Origin of the sequence: Kitasatospora sp. NPDC085464 (genome assembly GCF_044541955.1) — a bacterium.
Taxonomy (GTDB): Bacteria; Actinomycetota; Actinomycetes; order Streptomycetales; family Streptomycetaceae; genus Kitasatospora.
On the sequence record NZ_JBITTM010000090.1, the window covers coordinates 1 to 20749 of the forward strand.

At 71.7% G+C, this 20749-nt stretch carries 13 protein-coding genes; 7 read left to right on the top strand and 6 right to left on the bottom strand.

Translation table 11 applies throughout. From position 1 onward, the window contains the following. From ACIGG8_RS41765 to ACIGG8_RS41780, 4 genes are all read left to right on the top strand, one after another. Positions 1–297 (top strand): hypothetical protein (locus tag ACIGG8_RS41765; protein ID WP_396553812.1); only part of this gene is annotated, 297 nt, incomplete at its 5' end. A gap of 1139 nt (positions 298–1436) precedes the next feature. Then, complete coding sequence (locus ACIGG8_RS41770; protein ID WP_396553813.1) at positions 1437–1904, top strand: transposase; 468 nt, start codon at positions 1437–1439, stop codon at positions 1902–1904. 104 nt (positions 1905–2008) lie between these two features. Next, entirely contained in the window at positions 2009–4114 is a 2106-nt protein-coding gene (gene malQ / locus ACIGG8_RS41775) for a 4-alpha-glucanotransferase (RefSeq protein WP_396553814.1), read from the top strand. Positions 4115–4348: 234 nt separating this feature from the next. Then, complete coding sequence (locus ACIGG8_RS41780; RefSeq protein ID WP_350521432.1) at positions 4349–4576, top strand: hypothetical protein; 228 nt, start codon at positions 4349–4351, stop codon at positions 4574–4576. A gap of 93 nt (positions 4577–4669) precedes the next feature. Here the strand turns inward: ACIGG8_RS41780 and pepN are convergent, their stop codons facing one another. Both pepN and ACIGG8_RS41790 read right to left on the bottom strand, forming a co-directional pair. After that, positions 4670–7249 carry an aminopeptidase N gene (gene pepN, locus ACIGG8_RS41785; RefSeq protein ID WP_396553815.1) on the bottom strand — a complete coding sequence of 860 codons (2580 nt, stop codon included), beginning with the start codon at positions 7247–7249 and terminating at the stop codon, positions 4670–4672. 166 nt (positions 7250–7415) lie between these two features. Next, positions 7416–9080: a PQQ-binding-like beta-propeller repeat protein gene (locus ACIGG8_RS41790; protein ID WP_396553816.1), complete on the bottom strand. Its 1665-nt coding sequence runs from the start codon at positions 9078–9080 to the stop codon at positions 7416–7418. A gap of 635 nt (positions 9081–9715) precedes the next feature. On the opposite strand from ACIGG8_RS41790, the gene ACIGG8_RS41795 reads away from it, so the two are divergent. The 3 genes from ACIGG8_RS41795 to ACIGG8_RS41805 all read left to right on the top strand — a co-directional run bounded on the left by ACIGG8_RS41795 (position 9716) and on the right by ACIGG8_RS41805 (position 14745). Next, positions 9716–10894, top strand: a complete 1179-nt coding sequence (locus ACIGG8_RS41795) for an ROK family transcriptional regulator (protein WP_350521429.1) — start codon at positions 9716–9718, stop codon at positions 10892–10894. Positions 10895–11162: 268 nt separating this feature from the next. Further along, on the top strand, positions 11163–13070 hold the full coding sequence (gene dxs, locus ACIGG8_RS41800) for a 1-deoxy-D-xylulose-5-phosphate synthase (protein ID WP_350521428.1): 1908 nt from the start codon (positions 11163–11165) through the stop codon (positions 13068–13070). A 97-nt stretch (positions 13071–13167) separates the two neighbouring features. Further along, positions 13168–14745 carry an ArnT family glycosyltransferase gene (locus tag ACIGG8_RS41805; protein ID WP_396553817.1) on the top strand — a complete coding sequence of 526 codons (1578 nt, stop codon included), beginning with the start codon at positions 13168–13170 and terminating at the stop codon, positions 14743–14745. A 94-nt stretch (positions 14746–14839) separates the two neighbouring features. Here the strand turns inward: ACIGG8_RS41805 and ACIGG8_RS41810 are convergent, their stop codons facing one another. The 4 genes from ACIGG8_RS41810 to ACIGG8_RS41825 all read right to left on the bottom strand — a co-directional run bounded on the left by ACIGG8_RS41810 (position 14840) and on the right by ACIGG8_RS41825 (position 20607). After that, complete coding sequence (locus ACIGG8_RS41810; protein WP_396553818.1) at positions 14840–16987, bottom strand: 3-hydroxyacyl-CoA dehydrogenase NAD-binding domain-containing protein; 2148 nt, start codon at positions 16985–16987, stop codon at positions 14840–14842. Positions 16988–16989: 2 nt separating this feature from the next. Then, the gene (locus ACIGG8_RS41815) at positions 16990–18207 is read right to left on the bottom strand and encodes an acetyl-CoA C-acyltransferase (RefSeq protein ID WP_350521425.1); all 1218 of its coding nucleotides are present in this window, start codon (positions 18205–18207) and stop codon (positions 16990–16992) included. A gap of 232 nt (positions 18208–18439) precedes the next feature. Then, positions 18440–19684, bottom strand: coding sequence for an HRDC domain-containing protein (locus tag ACIGG8_RS41820; protein WP_396553819.1), 1245 nt, complete (start codon positions 19682–19684; stop codon positions 18440–18442). 197 nt (positions 19685–19881) lie between these two features. Continuing rightward, entirely contained in the window at positions 19882–20607 is a 726-nt protein-coding gene (locus tag ACIGG8_RS41825; RefSeq protein WP_396553820.1) for a LuxR C-terminal-related transcriptional regulator, read from the bottom strand. Positions 20608–20749: the final 142 nt, after the last annotated feature.

A 20749-nucleotide genomic window follows, 5' to 3' on the forward strand; every position in this document is an offset into this window, starting at 1 on the left:
CTGCTGCGCAGCGACAAGTCCGATGGCGCACCGACAAGGCTGGAGATACTGTTCAGTCCGGTGGCCTATATGGGCGTCGGCTGTGGTGTGTATACGGGCATGGTTCTATATAGACTTTCGCATACTGAGCTCCTTGACATGTTGGGGGAAGGGATCGAGATCGATCTCGCCGGGATGCAGATATTCGGAATCGGCGATGAGCTGATTCGGGGAGTTGTGGTGGCGGGAGGGTATCTCCAGGATGAGGGTGCGGGTGACTTCTGGGAGCCGAGCCGCATTCTTAAATTTGAGTACTGATGATGTGTCATGGAAATGCTTGAAGCGTTCGGTGAGTACGACCATGTGAGCCCCCTTCCAGGGCTTGAGGTCGGCGAACTCGGGCGTTGCCCAGATTCAAACAGGTGCGGATCATCTGCCTCACGTGCCGTTGGACGGCGAGGCGGGGCAGCGGCCGAGTCTGTCCGGTGCCAGCGCGCGTGGTGTACTGGAGCGGAGTTTTGCGTGCAGCCAAGGTCATGCCGCATCTGTGGCGGCGCAGGAAGAACTGCTGACGCGCTGGATAGCCGGACGCTGCGCGCAGACCGGTCACTCGACGTACGAGCAAGAAACCGTCCGTACCGTCGTCCGCGCCGAGTTCGGAGCCTGGCAGTAGGATCGCGCGCGAGCCGTTTGGCGAAGGCAATTGGTCTACACCTCTGATGGTAGTAGGGGTGGCGACAACCACGGGCTTTGCCGCACATCCACTTACATCGACGGGCCGTCAAAATCACCTTTAACCTGCAAGAAAGCAGGTGCGCACGGACTATGTCCGCCGGTGGGAGTGTCTTCGGCAGCAGAAAGCCATCGGATCCGCTGGCTGATGGGGAGAGGGTGGAGGGTGGGTTGGCCTGAGGGGTGGGAGTGGTTGGACGAGCCGAGGGAGGAATGGGGAGTTCTGGATTCTCTGCGTGGGCCGGCGGTCTCGGCCCCAATGAATCTGGCTATTGCCATGCTGTCCTGTGACTTCTCGGGCATGAGCTTTGTGTGTTGGTTGGGAGGTTTATTGCAGAGAATTCGCAGATCTATCTCCGCTTGCCAGGAAAGGGCTTGACGTTTCGCGAGCAATCACTGATCTCTGATATCTTGACCAGGCATGCGCGTCGTACATTCGAAGCGTGGGAGAGGTTCAGGCTGAGTGCCGAGCGGGAGGGGCCCGCGAATGAAGTTCGCCGACTTCTGCAGGATAATCGGGGACTTCTTGAGTCCGAGCTGAATGAGGCAATCCTGGCTTTTTCGGGACTTCCAGGAGGTGTCCTCTGAGGAGGTGGTCGGTCGACAGGATTCCCCTGGCCATCCGGCTTCGGTTCTTGTGGCACGGACTCGGGTCGAGGATCTCCTGGCGGTCGAGTCCGTGTCGGCGATATTGATCGACCGTGACGGAACGGTGCCGGCATCCCTTGGACCTGAAGGACGGTCAGTGGGAGTTCGTCGAGTCCATGGTGCTGGAGTGGCGACGCACCCACGCCGAAGGGCGTAAGCCCATGACCGGACTGCGCGACGCGGTCAACGCGATCCTGTGTGTCGCGCGGGCCGACATCGCATGGCGCCACCTTCCGCACGACTTCCCGCCCCGTACCACCATCTACGGTGACTTCAGGGTGTGGGAACGCGATCTCTGGGTGTCCTGGGACGACGGGGCCGGTGCTCTGTGGAATCTGTGGGAAGTTCCCGACGGCAGGACGGCAGGACGGCAGGACGGCAGGACGGAGAGGGCGGGCAGGACGGGCAGGGCGGTCGATCGCGGCATCGCTGCGCGATCTCGATCTGGTGGGCTCGTCGCCGACCGGAGGGTGTGGCGGCACTGTGAGTGGCCGCGGCGCGCACCAGCCAGGCGTGACCCCTCTCGCCGCCTTGATTCGGGCTGATCCTCACGGCTTGTCGTCGTGTCGCGCAGCGTCGTCGGGTGGTTACGCGGGTAGGACTTGGGGAGTCCCGACCGGGCGTTGCCGAGACATCGCAGGAGCCGCGAGTGGCCGCTTACCACGACAGTGACGGAGCCGAGCAGGTACCGGCGCAGGACGCCCCGCCACCGCCCGCCGAACTGGTCGCGCTGGCGCAGGCGTACGGGGTGGACACCCGGCACCCGGGGCCGGGCGGACGGGCGGTGGGGGCGCGGACCCTGGTCGCCGTGCTGGCCGCACTGGGGGTGGCGGCCGGGACGTCGGACGAGGTGCGGGAGGCGCTGGAGCGTCACCGGACCGAGCAGCGCGCCCGGTTGCTGCCGCCCACCGTGGTGGTCCGGCAGGGCCGGCGCACCGCCCTGGACGTCCCCGCGGACGCCCGGCTGCACGTGGAGCTGGAGGGCGGCGGGAGTTGGGAGCTGCCGTGCGGGCACTCGCACTGGCTGCCCGCCGATCTGCCCCTCGGGCGGCACACCCTCAAGGCGGAGTCCAACGGCGCGAAGGCCGAAGCGGCGCTGATCGTGGCCCCGCAGGAGGTCCCCCGACTCCCCGGCCGCAGCTGGGGGTTCCTCGCGCAGCTGTACTCCGTCCTCTCCGACCGCTCCTGGGGCATGGGTGATCTCGGCGACCTCGCCGAACTGGCCCAGTGGGCGGGCGCCGGCCTCGGCGCGGGCTTCGTGCAGATCAACCCGCTGCACGCGGGGCTCCCCGCCACCCCCTCCGACCCGTCCCCGTACCGCCCCTCCTCCCGCCGCTTCGCCGACCCGGTGCACCTGCGGATCGAGGCCGTCCCCGAGTACGCGTACCTGAACACCGAACAACGAGCGCGGGCCGAGGAGCTGACCCACCGGGCGGCCCGCCTGCGCGACGAGGTCCTCGGCCACGACGGCCTGATCGACCGGGACGCCGTCTGGGCGCTGAAGCGCGAGGCCCTGGAGTTGCTGCACGAGGTGCCGCGCGGGCCCGGCCGGCAGGCCGCGTACGAGGCGTTCCTGCGCCGCGAGGGGGAGTGGCTGCGCCGGCACGCCCTGTGGAACGCGCTGGCCGAGGTGCACGGCGCCGACTGGCACCACTGGCCGAAGGGCCTGCGTCACCCGGACGGCCCACACGTCGAGCAGGCCGGCAAGGAGCTCCAGGACCGGGTCGAGTTCCACCACTGGCTGGCCTGGCAGGTCGACCAGCAGCTCGGCGCTGCCCAGCGCGCCGCCCGCGAGGCCGGCATGCCGGTCGGCCTGATCCTCGACCTCGCCGTCGGCGTCCACCCGGACGGCGCCGACGCCTGGGCCCTGCAGGACGTCCTGGCCGGCGGCATCTCGGTCGGCGCCCCGCCGGACGCCTTCAACGCGCACGGCCAGGACTGGGGCCTGCCGCCCTGGCGCCCGGACGCCCTCGCCGAGGCCGGCTACGCCCCGTACGCGGACCTGCTGCGGGCGGCCGCCCGGCACGCGGGGGCCCTGCGCATCGACCACGTCATGGGCCTGTTCCGGCTCTGGTGGGTGCCGGCCGGGCACCCGCCCACCGAGGGCGCGTACGTCCGCTACGACGCCGAGGCGATGCTCGGCGTGCTGGCCCTGGAGGCGCACCGGGCCGGGACGGCGGTGATCGGCGAGGACCTCGGCACGGTCGAGCCGGGCGTCCGGGAGGAGCTGGCGGCGCGCGGCGTGCTCGGCACCTCCGTGCTCTGGTTCGAACGGGACTGGCAGGCCGGCGGCGGCATCCTCGCCCCGGACCGCTGGCGGCCGGGCTGCCTGGCCACCCTCACCACCCACGACCTGCCGAGCACCGCCGCCCGGCTCTCCGGGGAGCACGTCGAGCTGCGCCACCGGCTCGGCCTGCTGGCCCGCCCGCTGGGCGAGGAGCAGGAGGAGGCGGCCGGGGAGCTGGCGGACTGGCGGGCCGCACTGGCCGCGCAGGGGCTGCTCACCCCGGACGAGCCGCTGTCGATGCCCGCGCTGTACCGCTTCCTGCGGGCGACCCCGGCGGAGCTGGTCGGCGTCTGGCTGCCGGACCTGATCGGGGACCCGCGCCCGCAGAACCTGCCGGGCACCTGGGACCAGTACCCGAACTGGCGCCTCCCGGTCGCCGACGGTTCCGGCGCCCCGGTCACCCTCGACCGCCTCGCCACCACCCCCGCCGCCCGCGTCCTGGCCCACCTGCTCGCCCTGCCCCGTTGACCCGACGGCCCCGCGCCGCACGCGGCACCCCCGCCGCGTGCGGCCACCCCTCCCGGCGCCGGCCGCACCAGCCGCACCCCGGTCTCACAGGTCCCCGCCTGTCCCGGCCGCACAGGTCCCCGTCCGGCCCCGCCGGCCCCGTCCGGCCCCGCCGCCACCACCCGGCACACGCCCCCGACCCACCAGGCCGACCCCGACGCGCGCCCTCCCATAAGCGGCGGGTAAGTTGGAAACGTGGACAAGAGGAACGCTTTGCGAGCCGGCGCGGTCTCCGCAACGGTCACGCTGATGATGCTGCTGTCGTCGCCCGCCATGGCCTACACCAGGGACGACGGCGATGACCCCGGTACCGGCCTGAGCCTCGGCCAGACCCTCGGCCTGTACGTGTTTCTCCCGATCGTTCTCTTCGTGGTGATCGCCGCCCTGGCCGGCCTGCCCTACGGCAAGACCAAGAAGAAGTAACCACCCCGCGCACGGAGTCCACCCGGACCCGCACAACCCCGAAGGGGCGCCGGACGATCCCGTCCGGCGCCCCTTCGGGTTGTCCGCGCCTCGTCAGCGAGCGCCCGCCGCACGGTCGGCCGCCTGGGCCTTGAGCGCGCGCTCGATCCCGGCCCGCGACTCGACGACCTGGCGCCGCAGGGCCGGCGCCGGCTCGGCCGAGGCCAGCCAGGCGTCGGTGGCCTCCAGCGTCCCGGTCGTCACCTGCAGCCCCGGGTACAGCCCGACGATGATCTGCTGCGAGATCTCGTGGCTGCGGGTCTCCCAGATGCCCTTGACCGCCGCGAAGTACTTCTCCGCGTACGGCGCGAGCAGCTCGCGCTGGTCGGACTGCTGGAAGCCGGCGATGACGGCCTCCTGCACGTAGTTGGTCAGCGTGTCGGACTCCACCACCGACGCCCAGGCCTCCGCCTTGGCCTCGGCGGTCGGCCGGGCGGCGCGGCAGGTGGCCGCGTGCTCCTGGCCGGCCGCGGTGTTGTCCCGCTCCAGCTCGGCCGCGATCGCGGCCTCGTCCGCCCGGCCCGTGGCCGCGAGGCGGCCGAGCAGCGTCCAGCGCAGCTCGGTGTCCACCGCGAGGCCCTTGATCTCGACCGAGCCGTCCAGCAGACCGGCGAGCAGTCCGAGCTGACCGTCCGTGCGGGCGACCGAGGCGAGGGCGCGGGCCCAGGCCAGCTGGTGGTCGCTGCCGGGCTCGGCGGCGCGCAGGTGCTCCTCGGCGGCGGCGGCCCAGCGGGAGAGGCCCTCCTCGCGCCAGTCCGGGTCGGCGTACGCGTCGAGGGCGAGCTTGACCTGGCGCTGCACGGACTGCACGACGCCGATGTCGGACTCGCGGCCGATGCCGGAGAGCGCGAGCGACAGGTAGTCGCGGGCGGCGAGTTCGCCGTCGCGGGTCATGTCCCAGGCGGAGGCCCAGCACAGCGCGCGGGGGAGCGACTCGGTGAAGCCGCCGAGGTGCTCGGTGACGACGGCCATCGAGTCCTCGTCGAGCCGGATCTTGGCGTACGACAGGTCGTCGTCGTTCAGCAGCACGACGGCCGGACGGTGACGCCCGACCAGCTCCGGCACCTCGGTGCGTGGGCCGTCGACGTCCAGCTCGATCCGGTCGGTGCGCACCAGCGCGTCGCCGTTCAGCTCGTAGAGGCCGATCGCGATGCGGTGCGGCCGCAGCACGGCCTCGCCCTTGGCGCCGGCGGGCAGCGCGGGGGCCTCCTGCAGCACGGCGAAGGACTCGATCTCGCCGTCGGTGTTCAGCGTGATTGCGGGCCGCAGCACGTTGATGCCGGCGGTCTCCAGCCAGGACTTGGACCAGGCCTTGAGGTCGCGGCCGCTGGCCTCCTCCAGGGCGCCGAGCAGGTCGCTGAGCCGGGTGTTGCCCCAGGCGTGACGCTTGAAGTAGGCCTGCACGCCCTGGAAGAAGGCGTCCTGGCCGACGTAGGCCACCAGCTGCTTGAGCACCGAGGCGCCCTTGGCGTAGGTGATGCCGTCGAAGTTGACCTGGACGTCCTCCAGGTCGTTGATGTCGGCCATGATCGGGTGGGTGGACGGCAGCTGGTCCTGCCGGTACGCCCAGGTCTTCATCTGGTTGGCGAAGGTGGTCCACGACTGCGGCCACTTGGAGCCGGGGGCCTCGGCCTGGCAGACGGCCTCGGCGAAGGTGGCGAAGGACTCGTTCAGCCAGAGGTCGTTCCACCACTCCATGGTGACGAGGTCGCCGAACCACATGTGGGCGAGCTCGTGCAGGATCGTCGCGGCGCGGGCCTCGTACGCGGCGTCGGTGACCTTGGAGCGGAACACGTACTGGTCGCGCAGGGTGACGGCGCCCGCGTTCTCCATCGCGCCGGCGTTGAACTCCGGGACGAACAGCTGGTCGTACTTCGCGAACGGGTACGGGAAGTCGAACTTCTCCTGGAAGTAGTCGAAGCCCTGCTTGGTGACCTCGAAGATGGCCTCCGGGTCCAGGAACTCCCGCAGCGAGGGCCGGCAGTAGACGCCCAGCGGCACCTTCTGCTCGCCCTTCTCGTAGCTGTCGAAGACGCCGACGTACGGGCCGGCGATCAGCGCGGTGATGTAGCTGGAGATCCGGCCGGTGGGCTCGAACTCCCAGACCTGGGTGTCGCCGTCGCCGACGGGGGTCGGGGTCGGCGAGTTGGAGACCACGACCCAGCCCTTGGGCGCGGTCACGGTGAACCTGAACGCGGCCTTCAGGTCGGGCTGTTCGAAGGTGGCGAAGACCCGGCGGGCGTCCGGCACCTCGAACTGGGTGTACAGGTAGGTCTCGCCGTCGACCGGGTCGACGAACCGGTGCAGACCCTCACCGGTGTTGGTGTACGCGCAGTCGGCGACGATCCGCAGCTCGTTCTCGGCGGCCAGGTTCGGCAGCGGGACGCGGCTGTCGGCGAAGCTCGCCGGGTCGAGCGACGCCCCGTTGAGGGTGATCTCCTCGACGCTCGGGGCGACGAGGTCGATGAAGGTGTCCGCGCCGGGCGTGGTGGCGGTGAACCGGACCACGGTGGTGGACCGGAAGGTGCCTCCCTCGCGGGCCGAGCCCAGGTCGAGCTCGATGTCGTACGCGTCCACGCGGAGGAGATCGGCCCGGGTGCGGGCCTCCTCGCGGGTCAGGTTTGTGCCGGGCACTCGCTGCACTCCTTTGTCAGACGGATGTTCCGAATCCTCGCATGTCCAACGCATGGGTCCGCCGAAAATTCACGGGCGGGGCGGGTACCGGCTGTTCGCCCGTACCCGCCCCGCCCGTGTGTCGTCGTGGCCCTCTCGGCCCCGACGGAGGGTCATGCCCCCGGCGTCACTTCTTCCACTTGGTCAGCGGACCGTCGGTGGAGCTGTAGCGACGGAAGGCGTACACCGCGCTGCCGTCGTCGGAGATGACGTACTCGGAGGTGCTGCTGCCGATGTCCAGGCCGTTCGACATGGCGATGGTGCCGATGTCGGTCATCGAGCCGTCGGTCGGCGAGAGCGTCACCAGACGGGCCGGCTTGTCGTAGCCCTGCTCGACGACGGCGCGGACCTTCCCGTCCTTGTCGGTGCCCGAGACCAGGCGGATGTCGTTGCTGGTCGAGGAGGTGGTGGCCGCCCACAGGCGCTTGCCGGTGTTCAGGTCGTAGGCGTTGATGCCCGGCTTGGTGCTGCTGACCTGGACGTACAGGGTGGAGCCGCTGACCACGTTCCGGGTGAGGGCCTCGTCCTGGCCGGACAGGCGCAGGCTGTCCGAACCGGCTTCCTTGACGGACATCTGGTTGCCGGGCTTGTTGTCCTTGTCGAACGGCAGGACGTAGTCGCCCTGCGGGCCGCTGGACATCAGCAGGACGAGCGGCTTGTCCGAGACGACCTGGTCGACCTGCTCGATCTGGCCGGTCAGGGTGATCGGCGTGCTGGCCGCCTTGCCCGTCTCGGCGTTGACGATGACCAGCTGCGACTTGGGACCGCTGCCGCCGTAGCAGCGGTCGCTGACGGCGATCTGGACGCCGGCCGCGCGGCCGCGCACGCTGCAGTCCTTGTCGCGGGGCTGGTACTGCCAGGCGGGCTGGCCGGTGGCGATGTTCAGCGCGCCGACCATGTTGCCGCCGATGGCGACGACGTTGTCGGTGACGCTGAGGGTCGGCGAGGACATCCGGTCGGCCGAGACCTTGGCGCTCCAGAGCAGCTTGCCCTGGTTGAGGTCGACGGCGCCGACGGTGGAGCAGTCGCTGTCACCGGTGTTGAAGGAGATCGCGGCGACGCCCTTGGAGTTGGCGCCGTACGAGGCGGTGCACAGCTCCTTGACGCCGGAGGGGACCGGGATGGTCCAGGCCTCCTTGCCGTCGGTCAGGTTGTAGGCCTTGATGCCGTTGCTGTCGACGCGGACGGCGAGCTTGTCGGTGCCCCAGACGCCGAGCATCTGGTTCGAGCCGTCGGTGCCGGCGCCCTTGGGGGCGCTCCAGGCGACGTTGTAGGTGGCGCCCTTGGTGACGGGGCCGGGGGAGGAGGTGGTGTCCCCGGAGGTGCCGCCGTCGTCGGTGCTGCCGGTGGAGACGGGGCCCGGGCCCGGGGTGGGCGTGGGGTCGTCCTTGAGCAGGACGACCAGGGCGACCACGATCGAGATCGCCAGCACGCCGCCGATGATCCCGCCCCACAGCATCACGGGGTTGCGCTGCTTGGGCGCGGTCGGCGCACCGGGGTAGCTGTACCCGGGCTGCTGCTGCGGGAAGTTGTAGCCGCCGGTGTTGTTGTAGCCCTGCCCGGCGTCGGGGGCGCCGTACGGGCCACCGGGGACGGGGTCGTACGGGCCGACCGGGGCGCCGGGCGGGGGCGGCGGGGCCTGCGCGGGGAAGCCGCCGGCCGCGGTCGGCGCGTACGCCGCGTAGTCGGCGCCGCCGACGGGCGGCTGGGCGGGCGGTGCCGGCGGCTGCGCGGGCGGCGGCCCGGCGGGGGCGGCCTGGCCCGGGACGGCCGAGCCGTCGAGCTGCGTCATCTGGTCCGCGACGGCGGCCGGATCGACCCCGCCGCCCGGCGGGCGTCCGAACGAGACGCCCCGGTTGTCCTGCGGACCGTTGCCGGGAGTTTCGCCTGCCCCCGGCGTAGGGTGATCCCCTGCCATCTGATTCCCCGTCATGTCTGGAAGTGCCCCCTGCCGGTACCGTCCGCGGTTCCGGTGGGACGGGTGAGAATTGGGCACCATGCTAGTGGTGTGTGGATTTCGGCCGCTGCCAGGACCGTCGAACCTCGTCCCCGCAGGTCCAGGCCGTGCAACACCTTCACCCCCCGATCACCCGGTCCCCACCGCCGACACCACGGCGTGACCCCGGCGGCCCGCCCGCCCGGCTCCCGGGCCGACCGCACCCGCCGCTGTCACCCGTCGGCATCACCCGTCCGGCTCACCCGCCCCCGGCGGCCGTCCTCGCCGCGCCCGCCGCTGCGCCGGTCCGGGCCCGGCGCCCGCCGCCCGGTCGTCTCCACCTCCGGTCCACCTCCGATCCGCCTCCGATCCGCCTCCGATCCGCCTGCGAACCCTCCCCGTCGACATCCCCGCCCCCGCCCCCGGGCCGTACCCTTCAGGAGTTGAAGGGGACACCCGGCGGAGGGGTCCCCGCCCTGGGAGGGTGGATCATGTCGACGGACACACCGGGCTCGCAGTCGTCCCTGCACCGGGCGAACCTGGAGCGGGTGCTGCGCGCGGTGCGCATGGCCGGCTCGCTGACCCAGGCCGAGATCGCCCGCGGCACCGGTCTCTCCGCGGCCACCGTGTCCAACATCGTGCGGGAGTTGAAGGAGAGCGGCACCGTCGTGGTCGCCGACACCTCCTCCGGCGGCCGCCGGGCCCGCAGCGTCTCGCTCAGCGGCGACGCCGGCATCGTGGTCGGCATCGATTTCGGCCACACCCACCTGCGGGTCGCGGTCGGCAACCTCGCCCACCGGGTGCTGGCCGAGGAGAGCGCTCCGATCGACGTGGACGTCTCCGCCCAGCAGGGTTTCGACCGCGCCGAGGCGATGGTCGAGCGGCTGCTGGCGCAGGCCGGGTTCCGTTCGGACAAGGTGATCGGCGTCGGCCTCGGCGTGCCCGGCCCGATCGACGTGGAGACCGGCGCGCTGGGCTCCACCGCGATCCTGCCCGGCTGGACGGGCATCGCCCCGGGGCGGGAGCTGGGCGAGCGGCTCGGCATGCCGGTGCACGTGGACAACGACGCCAACCTCGGTGCGCTCGGCGAGCTGGTCTGGGGTGCCGGCCGCGGCCTGAGCGACCTCGCCTACATCAAGATCGCCAGCGGTGTCGGCGCCGGCCTGGTCGTCAACGGCCAGATCTACCGCGGCCCGGGCGGCACGGCGGGTGAGATAGGGCACATCACGCTGGACGAGGCCGGGCCGGTGTGCCGCTGCGGCAACCGCGGCTGCCTGGAGACCTTCGTCGGCTCCCGCTACCTGCTCTCCCTGCTCAGCTCCACCCTCGGCCCGGACCTCACGCTGCCCCGGGTGGTCGAGCTGGCCCACCAGGGCGACCTCGGCTGCCGCCGGGTGATCGCCGACGCCGGCCGGCAGATCGGCACCGGCGTCGCGACCCTGTGCAACCTGCTCAACCCGCGCCGGGTGATCCTCGGCGGCGACCTCGCCGAGGCCGGTGAGCTGGTGCTCGCCCCGATCCGCGACTCGGTGGCCCGCTACGCGATCCCCAGCGCCGCCCGGCAGCTCTCGGTGGTCCCCGGCACCCTCGGCGGCCGGGCCGAGGTGCTCGGCGCGCTGGCGCTGGTGATGAGCGAGATGGGCGAGTCCGGCGCGCTGGGCCGCGCCTAGCACCGCCGGATCCGAGCCCGGCGGCGGCCGTCCGTTGTAAAGGCGCTCGAACGCCCGTCCGTCAACCTGTCGTGACCCGCATCCCCCGGCCGACCTCCCGGAATGGCGGTAACCGAACGGTGGCACCGGGCGCGCCGCTCGGTGTCCGGCAAGCGGACATTAGACTCGACCGGTCGGTACCGGCCGCGACCGTCGGCCTGCCGCCGGACCGGGCAGCGACGCCCGTCGGACCGCCAGCGGTCCGCGAACACTGAACGAGGAGGAACGGGTGGCCCTGCTGACCCGCATTCGGGGACCGCGCGATCTCGACCGGCTCACGCCCGGACAGCTGGCCGCACTGGCCCAGGAGATCCGGACCTTCCTGGTGACCGAGGTCTCCAAGACGGGCGGCCACCTCGGCCCCAACCTCGGCGTGGTGGAACTCACCATGGCGCTGCACCGGGTCTTCGACTCGCCGCGCGACCGCATCCTCTTCGACACCGGTCACCAGAGCTACGTCCACAAGCTGCTCACCGGCCGCCAGGACTTCTCGCGGCTGCGGATGAAGGGCGGCCTGTCCGGCTACCCGTCCCGCACCGAGTCCGAGCACGACGTGATCGAGAACTCGCACGCCTCCACCGTGCTCTCGTACGCCGACGGCCTGGCCAAGGCCAACCAGCTGCTGGGCAAGAACGACCCGGTGGTCGCCGTGATCGGCGACGGCGCGCTCACCGGCGGCATGGCCTGGGAGGCGCTCAACAACATCGCCGACGCCAAGGACCGCCCGGTCGTCATCGTCGTCAACGACAACGAGCGCTCCTACTCGCCGACCATCGGCGGTCTGGCCAACCACCTCGCCACCCTGCGCACCACCCAGGGCTACGAGCGCTTCCTGTCCTGGGGCAAGGACGCGCTGCAGCGCACCCCGGTGGTCGGCCAGCAGCTGTTCGAGACGCTGCACGGCGCCAAGAAGGGCCTCAAGGACTTCATCGCCCCGCAGGGCATGTTCGAGGACCTCGGCCTCAAGTACATCGGCCCGATCGACGGCCACGACCTGACCGCCCTGGAGTCCGCGCTGACCAAGGCGCGCGGCTTCGGCGGCCCGGTGATCGTGCACTGCCTCACCGAGAAGGGCCGCGGCTACCACGCCGCCGAGAACAACGACGAGGACCGCTTCCACGCGGTCGGCAAGATCCACCCGGAGACCGGTCTGCCGATCCAGAGCGGCGGCGGGCAGAGCTGGACCTCGGTCTTCGCCGAGGAGATGGTCGCGCTCGGCCACGAGCGCGAGGACATCGTCGGGATCACCGCGGCCATGCTGCACCCGGTCGGCCTGGCCCCGTTCGCCGAGGCCTTCCCGGACCGCATCTTCGACGTCGGCATCGCCGAGCAGCACGCCGTCACCAGCGCGGCCGGCCTGGCCACCAACGGGCTGCACCCGGTCTTCGCGGTCTACGCGACCTTCCTCAACCGGGCCTTCGACCAGGTCCTGATGGACGTCGCCCTGCACAAGCTGGGCGTCACCTTCGTGCTGGACCGGGCCGGTGTCACCGGTGACGACGGCGCCTCGCACAACGGCATGTGGGACATGTCGATGCTGCAGATCATCCCGACCCTGCGGCTGGCCGCCCCGCGCGACGCCGACCAGGTGCGGGCGCTGCTCCGCGAGGCCGTCGAGGTCAAGGACGCCCCGACCGTGGTCCGCTACTCCAAGGGCACGGTCGGCCCGGCCGTCGCCGCGGTCGGCAAGGTCGGCGGCATGGACGTGCTGCGCGCCGCCGAGGAGTCCTCCGGCGCCCACCGCGCCGACGTGCTGATCGTCTCGGTCGGCGCGATGGCCCCGACCAGCCTGGAGGTCGCCGACCTGCTGGCCGCCCAGGGCATCACCGCCACGGTGGTGGACCCGCGCTGGGTCAAGCCGGTGGACCGGGCCCTGCCCGGCCTGGCCGCCGAGCACCGGGTCGTCGTCACGATCGAGGACAACGGTCGGACGGGCGGCGTCGGCGCCGCCGTGGCGCAGGCGCTGCGGGACGCGGACGTGGACCTGCCGGTCCGCGACTTCGGCATTCCGCAGGAGTTCCTGGACCACGCGAGCCGGGCCGAGATCCTGGCCGAGATCGGCCTGAACGCCCCGGACATCGCCCGGAAGGTGACGGCCCTGGTCGCCCGCCTGGACACGGCGACGGTCGACGCCTGAGCGGCGCGGGCCGACGGGGGCGTCACCCGTTCCGCCGACGACCGTTCGTCGTAACTCTGTAACAGTTCGTCACGGAACAAGCTGACAATCCTACTGAATGGCGGGACCGGCGCCACCGGCGCCGATCCCGCCCGGTAGGTTGTCAACCGTGCCGACCCCCACCCGCCTCCGCCCCGCCGGACCGGCCGAGCGCCTGCCCGAGCGTGTCCGTACCCATCTCCGGAACGGGTACTGGACCAGGCTGGTGCCGGTCCTCGCACTGGTTGCGCTGCTCACCCACATCCCGTCCTTCGCCCGGCCCGTCTGGAGCCCGGACGAGGGCTTCCTGGCCACCCAGGCCCGGATGCTGGCGGACGGCGGGGTGCTGTACGACACCGTGGTGGACCGCAAGCCCCCGCTGCTGCCCTGGCTCTACCAGGCCTGCTTCGCGGTCTTCGGCTCCGCCTCGCTCTGGCCGCTGCGCACCCTGGCCGTGGTCGCCCACCTGGTGACCGCGATCCTGCTGGCCTCGATCGCCCGCGGCCGCTGGGGCAACCGGGCCGGCGCCGGCGCGGGCCTGCTCTACCTGCTGGTCTCCATCGGGCTCTCCCCGGAGGACACCCAGGCGGCGACCTTCGAGGTCTTCATGCTGCCCGCCATGGTGGCCGCCTTCCGGTACGCCGAGCGGCGCCGCTGGCTGGCCGCGGGCATCGCGGTGGCGCTCTGCTCGCTGACCAAGCAGACCGGCGGCGCGGTGCTGCTGCCGGTGCTCTGGATGCTCTTCCAGGACGCCCGCCGCCGCGGGGTGCGCTGGCCGCCCGCCCTGTTCAAGATCGGCTTCGGCTTCACCCTGCCGATAGCGCTGGTCGCGGTGATCCTCACCAAGCCCAAGGGCTTCCTGTTCTGGGTGGTCACCGGCAGCGGCGACTACGCCTCCTTCGGCGGTGCCTGGCTGCAGATGCTCGGCCGTGCGCTCGGCAACTCCGCCATCCTGGCCGGGGCCGGTCTGGGCTTCCTGCTGCCGGTCGGGCGCCGGCTCTGGCTCAGGTACCGCCACCGCCCGCTGCCGGTGGCCGGCGAGGAGCACGGCTCGACCGCCGACCTGTGGGTCTGGCTGCTCTCCTCGGTCGTCGCGGTCAGCGTCGGATTCCACTTCTTCGGCCACTACTACCTGCAGCTGATCCCGCCGCTGGTGCTGCTGGGCACCGGGGCGGTCGCCACGTCGGCGATCCGCTGGAAGCCCGTCCTGGCGTACACCACGGCCGCCGCCACGGTGTTCTGGGGCCTGGCGCTGGCCTGGCCCGGGGAGCGGCTCGACCGCACCACCGAGGTCGCCACCGCCGTCGCCGCCCAGACCACCCCCAAGGACACCGTGCTGGTCTGGGGCATGCACCCCGAGCTGTACTGGCTGGCCGACCGCAAGCCCGCCTCCCGCTACCTGACGGCGGGCTTCCTCACCAACTACAGCGGCGGCAAGGACGGCAGCGCCAACGTCGGCGAGCAGTTCAGCGTCTCCAACGCCTGGCAGACCTTCGACAAGGAACTGGCCAACGGCCTGCCCGAGGTCGTGGTGGACGACTCCGGCATCGCCCCGTACCAGCCGGTCATGGTCCCCCGGATCGAGAACCTGCTGGACACCCACTACGAGATGGTCGGCGTCTTCGCCGACACCGTGGTCTACCGCCTCAAGCACTGAGACGTCCGTGCACGCGGTGCCGAAGGGCCCGCACACACGGAGGAGCCCCGGTGACCACCAGGTCACCGGGGCTCCTCCGTCAGGCGGCTACGCCCTACGCGGGCACCGAGGCCACGCCGGGGGCCAGGAACGGCTTGCCGTTCACGCGCTCCGAGATGCCCTCACGGTCCAGGTACGGGGTGATCCCGCCCAGGTGGAAGGGCCAGCCGGCGCCGGTGATCATGCAGAGGTCGATGTCCTGCGCCTCGGCGACGACACCCTCCTCCAGCATCAGGCCGATCTCCTGCGCGACGGCCTCCAGGGCGCGGGCGCGGACCTGCTCCTCGGTGAGGACCGAGTCGCCGAAGGTCAGCAGCTCCAGCACCTCGGGGTCGAGGACCTGCCGGCCGTCCGTCCAGGTGTAGAAGCCGCGCTTGCCGGCCTTGACGACCTTGCCGAGGTTCTCGGAGACGGTGAACCGCTCCGGGAAGGCGCCGTGCAGGGTCTCCGAGACGTGCAGGGCGATGGCCGGGCCGACCAGCTCCAGCAGCACGATCGGGGACATCGGCAGGCCGAGCGGCTCGACGGCCTTCTCGACGTCGGCGATCGGGGTGCCCTCGTCGATGATGTTCTGGATCTCGCCCATGAAGCGGGTCAGGATCCGGTTGACCACGAACGCCGGGGCGTCCTTGCACAGCACCGAGGTCTTCTTCAGCTTCTTCGACACGGCGAAGGCGGTGGCCAGCGACGCGTCGTCGGTCTTGTCGCCGCGGACGATCTCCAGCAGCGGCAGGATCGCGACGGGGTTGAAGAAGTGGAAGCCGACGACCCGCTCGGGGTGCTTCAGCTTCGAGGCCATCTCGGTGACCGACAGGGAGGAGGTGTTGGTCGCCAGCACGCAGGTCGGCGAGACCACGTTCTCCAGGTCCGCGAAGACGGTCTGCTTGACGCCCATCTCCTCGAACACGGCCTCGATGACGAAGTCCGCGTCGCCGAAGGCGACGGCCTTGTCGAGCGAGCCGGTGACCAGGCCCTTGAGGCGGTTGGACTTGTCCTTGCCGATGCGGCCCTTGGCGAGCAGCTTGTCGATCTCGGCGTGGACGTAGCCGACGCCCTTGTCGACGCGCTCCTGGTCGATGTCGGTGAGGACCACCGGCACCTCCAGACGACGGGCGAACAGCAGCGCCAGCTGCGAGGCCATCAGGCCGGCGCCGACGACACCGACCTTGGAGACCGGGCGGGCCAGCGACTTGTCCGGGGCGCCGACCGGGCGCTTGGCCCGGCGCTGCACCAGGTTGAAGGCGTAGATGCCGCTGCGCAGCTCGCCGCTCATGATGAGGTCGGCCAGGGCCTCGTCCTCGGCGTCGAAGCCGCTCTGCAGGCTGCCCTTGTCGGCGAGGTCGGCGTCCTTGACGGCGGCGATGATGTCCAGCGCCTTGTAGGCGGCCGGCGCGGCGCCGTGCACCTTGCCGTCGGCGACCATGCGGCCCCAGAGGACGGCGTCGTCCCAGGCCTTGCCGCGGTCGATCGCCTCGCGCTCGACGACGACGTCGCCCTTGAGGACCTTGGCGGCCCACAGCAGCGACTGCTCCAGGAAGTCGGCCGGCTCGAAGATCGCGTCGGCGATCCCCAGCTCGAACACGTCCTTGCCCTTGAGCTGCTTGTTCTGGTTCATCGAGTTCTCGACGATGACCTTGACGGCCTTACCCGCACCGATCAGGTTCGGCAGGAGGGTGCAGCCACCCCAGCCGGGGACGAGGCCCAGGAAGACCTCGGGCAGCGAGAAGGCCGGGACGCCGGCCGACACCGTGCGGTAGTCGGCGTGCAGGCCGACCTCGACGCCGCCGCCCATCGCCGCGCCGTTGTAGAAGGCGAAGGTGGGGACGGGCAGCGCGGCGATCCGCTTGAAGACCTCGTGGCCGCCCTTGCCGATGGCCAGCGCGTCCGCGCGCTCCTTGAGCAGCTCGACGCCCTTGAGGTCGGCGCCGACCGCGAAGATGAACGGCTTGCCGGTGATCGCGGCGCCGACGATCTTGCCCTCGGCGGCCTCGGCCTCGACCTGGTCCAGCGCGACGGACAGCTTGAGCAGCGAGCCCGGGCCGAAGGTGGTCGGCTTGGTGTGGTCGAAGCCGTTGTCCAGGGTGATCAGGGCCAGCTTGCCGGCCTGCAGCGGCAGGTCCAGGTGGCGCACGTGGGCGGTCGTGACGACCTCGCCCGGGAACAGCTCGGCGCCGTGCTGGAGCAGCTCAGTCGTGGTGCTCATGGTCACTTACCACCCTCGAAGTGCGGGTTCTCCCAGATGATGGTGCCGCCCATGCCGAAGCCGATGCACATCGTGGTGAGGCCGTAGCGGACGTCCGGGCGCTGCTCGAAGCGGCGGGCCAGCTGGTTCATCAGGCGCACGCCCGAGGAGGCCAGCGGGTGGCCGAAGGCGATCGCGCCGCCGAACGGGTTGACCCGCTCGTCGTCGTCCGCGATGCCGTAGTGGTCCAGGAAGGCCAGCACCTGGACGGCGAAGGCCTCGTTGACCTCGAACGCCTGGATGTCGTCGATGGTCAGACCGGCCTTGGCCAGAGCCTTCTCGGTGGCCGGCACCGGGCCGATGCCCATGACCTCGGGCTCGACGCCCGCGAAGGCGTAGGAGACCAGGCGCATCTTGACCGGGAGGCCGAGCTCCTCGGCGACGTCCTCGGCGGCCAGCAGCGAGGCGGTGGCACCGTCGTTCAGACCGGCCGAGTTGCCCGCGGTGATGTTGCCGTGCGGGCGGAACGGGGTCTTGAGGTTGGCCAGCGACTCCATCGTGGTGCCCGGGCGCAGCGGCTCGTCCACGGTGGCCAGGCCCCAGCCGGTCTCGCCGACCTCGGGGTTGGTGTTGCGGATCGAGATCGGCACCAGGTCGGGCTGGATGTCGCCGTTGGCGTACGCCTTGGCGGCCTTCTCCTGGGAGCGCACGGCGTAGGCGTCGCAGCGCTCCTTGGTGATGTGCGGGAAGCGGTCGTGCAGGTTCTCCGCGGTCATGCCCATGAACAGGGCGGACTCGTCGACCAGCTTCTCGGAGACGAAGCGCGGGTTCGGGTCGACGCCCTCGCCCATCGGGTGGCGGCCCATGTGCTCGACGCCGCCGGCCACGACCACGTCGTACGCGCCGAAGGCGATGCCGCCGGCGGTGGCGGTCACGGCGGTCAGCGCACCGGCGCACATGCGGTCGATCGAGTAGCCGGGGACCGACTTCGGCAGGCCTGCCAGCAGGGCGGCGGTGCGCCCGATGGTCAGACCCTGGTCGCCGATCTGCGTGGTGGCCGCCACGGCGACCTCGTCGATGCGCTCGACGGGCAGGTTCGGGTTACGGCGCACGAGCTCCCGGATGCACTTGACGACGAGGTCGTCGGCGCGGGTCTCGTGGTAGATGCCCTTCGGGCCGGCCTTGCCGAACGGGGTGCGGACGCCATCGACGAAGACGACGTCCCTCGCGGTACGAGGCACGGGGGCTCTCCTCCCAGGGACCAACATTTGAGGTGGGCAGGCTGCCGCCGGCGAAGACCCGAGCGGCGCCGCATCACGGTCATGCTACCGGTCGGTAACCACCCTGCCCAGGCCTCTCGGACGGATCTGCCCGTGTGTCCCGCGACACGTCCGACCAGGAGAGCTGTTCCCGGGCACGACGAAGGGGATGCCGTCCGTACGGACGACATCCCCTTTCGAGGTCCTGTCGGGGTCAGCCCTGGACCGTGGCGGCTGCGGCGAACGCGGCGGCCACCGCGGGTGCGACCAGGTCCACCTGCCACTGCCGGGCGCCCAGTCGGCGCAGCGCGGCGGCCACGCCCTCCGGGCCGCGGTCGGCCGGGGGCTCCCAGGAGACGCGTCGGACCAGGTCCGGGGTGATCAGGTTCTCGGCCGGCAGGTGGTGCCGCTCGGCGAGCTCGCTGACCGCGCTGCGCGCGCCGGAGAGCCGGGCGGCGGCCACCGGGTCCTTCTCGGCCCAGGCCCGCGGCGGCGGGGGGCCGTCGTGCGGTGCGGCGGCCGGCGGCAGCTGGCCCTCCGGGATCTCCCGGCCGCGCTGCACGGCCGCCAGCCACTGTTCCAGCTGGCGCCGGTGCACCCGCGGCCCGAAGCCCTGGACGGCCTGCAGTGCGGGGACGTTCAGCGGCATGGCCAGCGCGGCGTTGACGATCGCGGCGTCCGAGAGCACCCGGCCGGGGGAGACGTCGCGCTCCTGCGCCATCCGGTCGCGGGCCAGCCACAGCTCGCGCACCACGGCAAGCTGGCGGCGCCGACGGACCTTGTGCAGCTGCGAGGTGCGCCGCCACGGGTCGGTGCGCGGCGCCGGGCGGGGCGCGGCGGCGATCGCGGCGAACTCCTCCAGGGCCCAGTCGAGCTTGCCCTGGGCGTCCAGCTCCTGTTCGAGTGCGTCACGCAGCTCGACCAGCACCTCGACGTCCAGAGCGGCGTAGCGCAGCCACGGCTCGGGCAGCGGGCGGGTCGACCAGTCGACCGCCGAGTGCTCCTTGGCCAGGCTCAGGCCCAGCACGTTCTCGGTCATCGGCCCGAGGCCGACCCGGGCGAAGCCGGCGATCCGCCCGGCCAGCTCGGTGTCGAACAGCCGCCGGGGTCTCATGCCGACCTCGGCCAGACAGGGCAGATCCTGGGTGGCCGCGTGCACCACCCATTCGGCGTCCGCAAGGGCGGTGTCGAGCGCGCCGAGGTCGGGGCAGGCGATCGGGTCGATCAGGGCGGAGCCGGAGCCCGCGCGGCGCAGCTGGATGAGGTAGGCGCGCTGCCCGTAGCGGTAGCCGGAGGCGCGCTCGGCGTCGACGGCGACCGGCCCGGTGCCCGCGGCGAAGGCCGCGACCGTGGCGGCCAGCGCCTGCTCGTCCGCCACGACGGGCGGGATCCCCTCCTTCGGCTCCAGGAGCGGGACCGGGGCTGCTTCTTCTGGGATGGCTGCTACGGCGTCGGTCACCCACCAAGGGTACGACGGTCCTCGGGACCGGGAGTGTTGTCGGACTGGTCAGACCGTCACTCGCGGGGTCGCCCGCCCGTTCTCGTCCCGGCTTCGGTTCCGGCCGGGCCATGCTGCGGCCGGGCCGTGGACGCCGGCGCGGCGGCCGAGGAGGAAACGTTCCTCCTCGGCCGCCGCGGCGGTCCGGAGCGCTCGGCTCAGTGAATGATCCCGGTGCGTAGGGCGACGGCGACCATTCCGGCGCGGTCACCGGTGCCCAGCTTGCGGGCGATCCGGGCGAGGTGGCTCTTCACGGTGAGCGCCGACAGGCCCATCGCCACGCCGATCGCCTTGTTCGACTGACCCTCGGCGACCAGCCGCAGCACCTCGACCTCGCGGCCGGACAGCTCGCGGTAGGCGGCCTGCTGCGGGCCCGGCGCACCGGGGGCTCCGGGGGCGCCCGGTGCGCCGGCGGCGCCCGGCATGCCCGGCATGCCCGGCATCCCCGGGCGGCGCATCCGGCCGGCCAGCCCGGCGGCGCCGAGCGGCAGGCCCGGTCGGCCCGGCATCGCGACGTTCGTCCGGGTGCCGGTGACCACGTAGCCCTTGACGCCGCCGGCCAGTGCGCTGCGGACCGCGCCGATGTCGTCGGCGGCGGACAGTGCCAGGCCGTTGGGCCAGCCCGCGGCGCGGGTCTCGGCGAGGATGGTCAGTCCGGAGCCGTCCGGGAGGTGGACGTCGGCGACGCAGATGTCGCGCGGGGTGGAGACCCGGGGGCGGGCCTCGGCGATCGAGGACACCTCGATCACGTCGCGGACGCCGAGCGCCCACAGGTGACGGGTGACGGTGTTTCGGACGCGGGGATCGGCGATGACCACCATGGCGGTGGGCTTGGTCGGGCGGTAGGCGACCACGTTTGCGGGGTGCTCAAGAAGGACCGACACCAGGCCTCCTGCGGGGAGTGGCGGACGGAACCCCGATGGGGGCGGTCGGAGTGTTCCGCGTTCGGAAAGGGTCACAGTCTGCTTCGGCAGCTACCGTGCCCGGCTTTAGCGAAAGATCACGATCTAGTGAGTAACAATACGG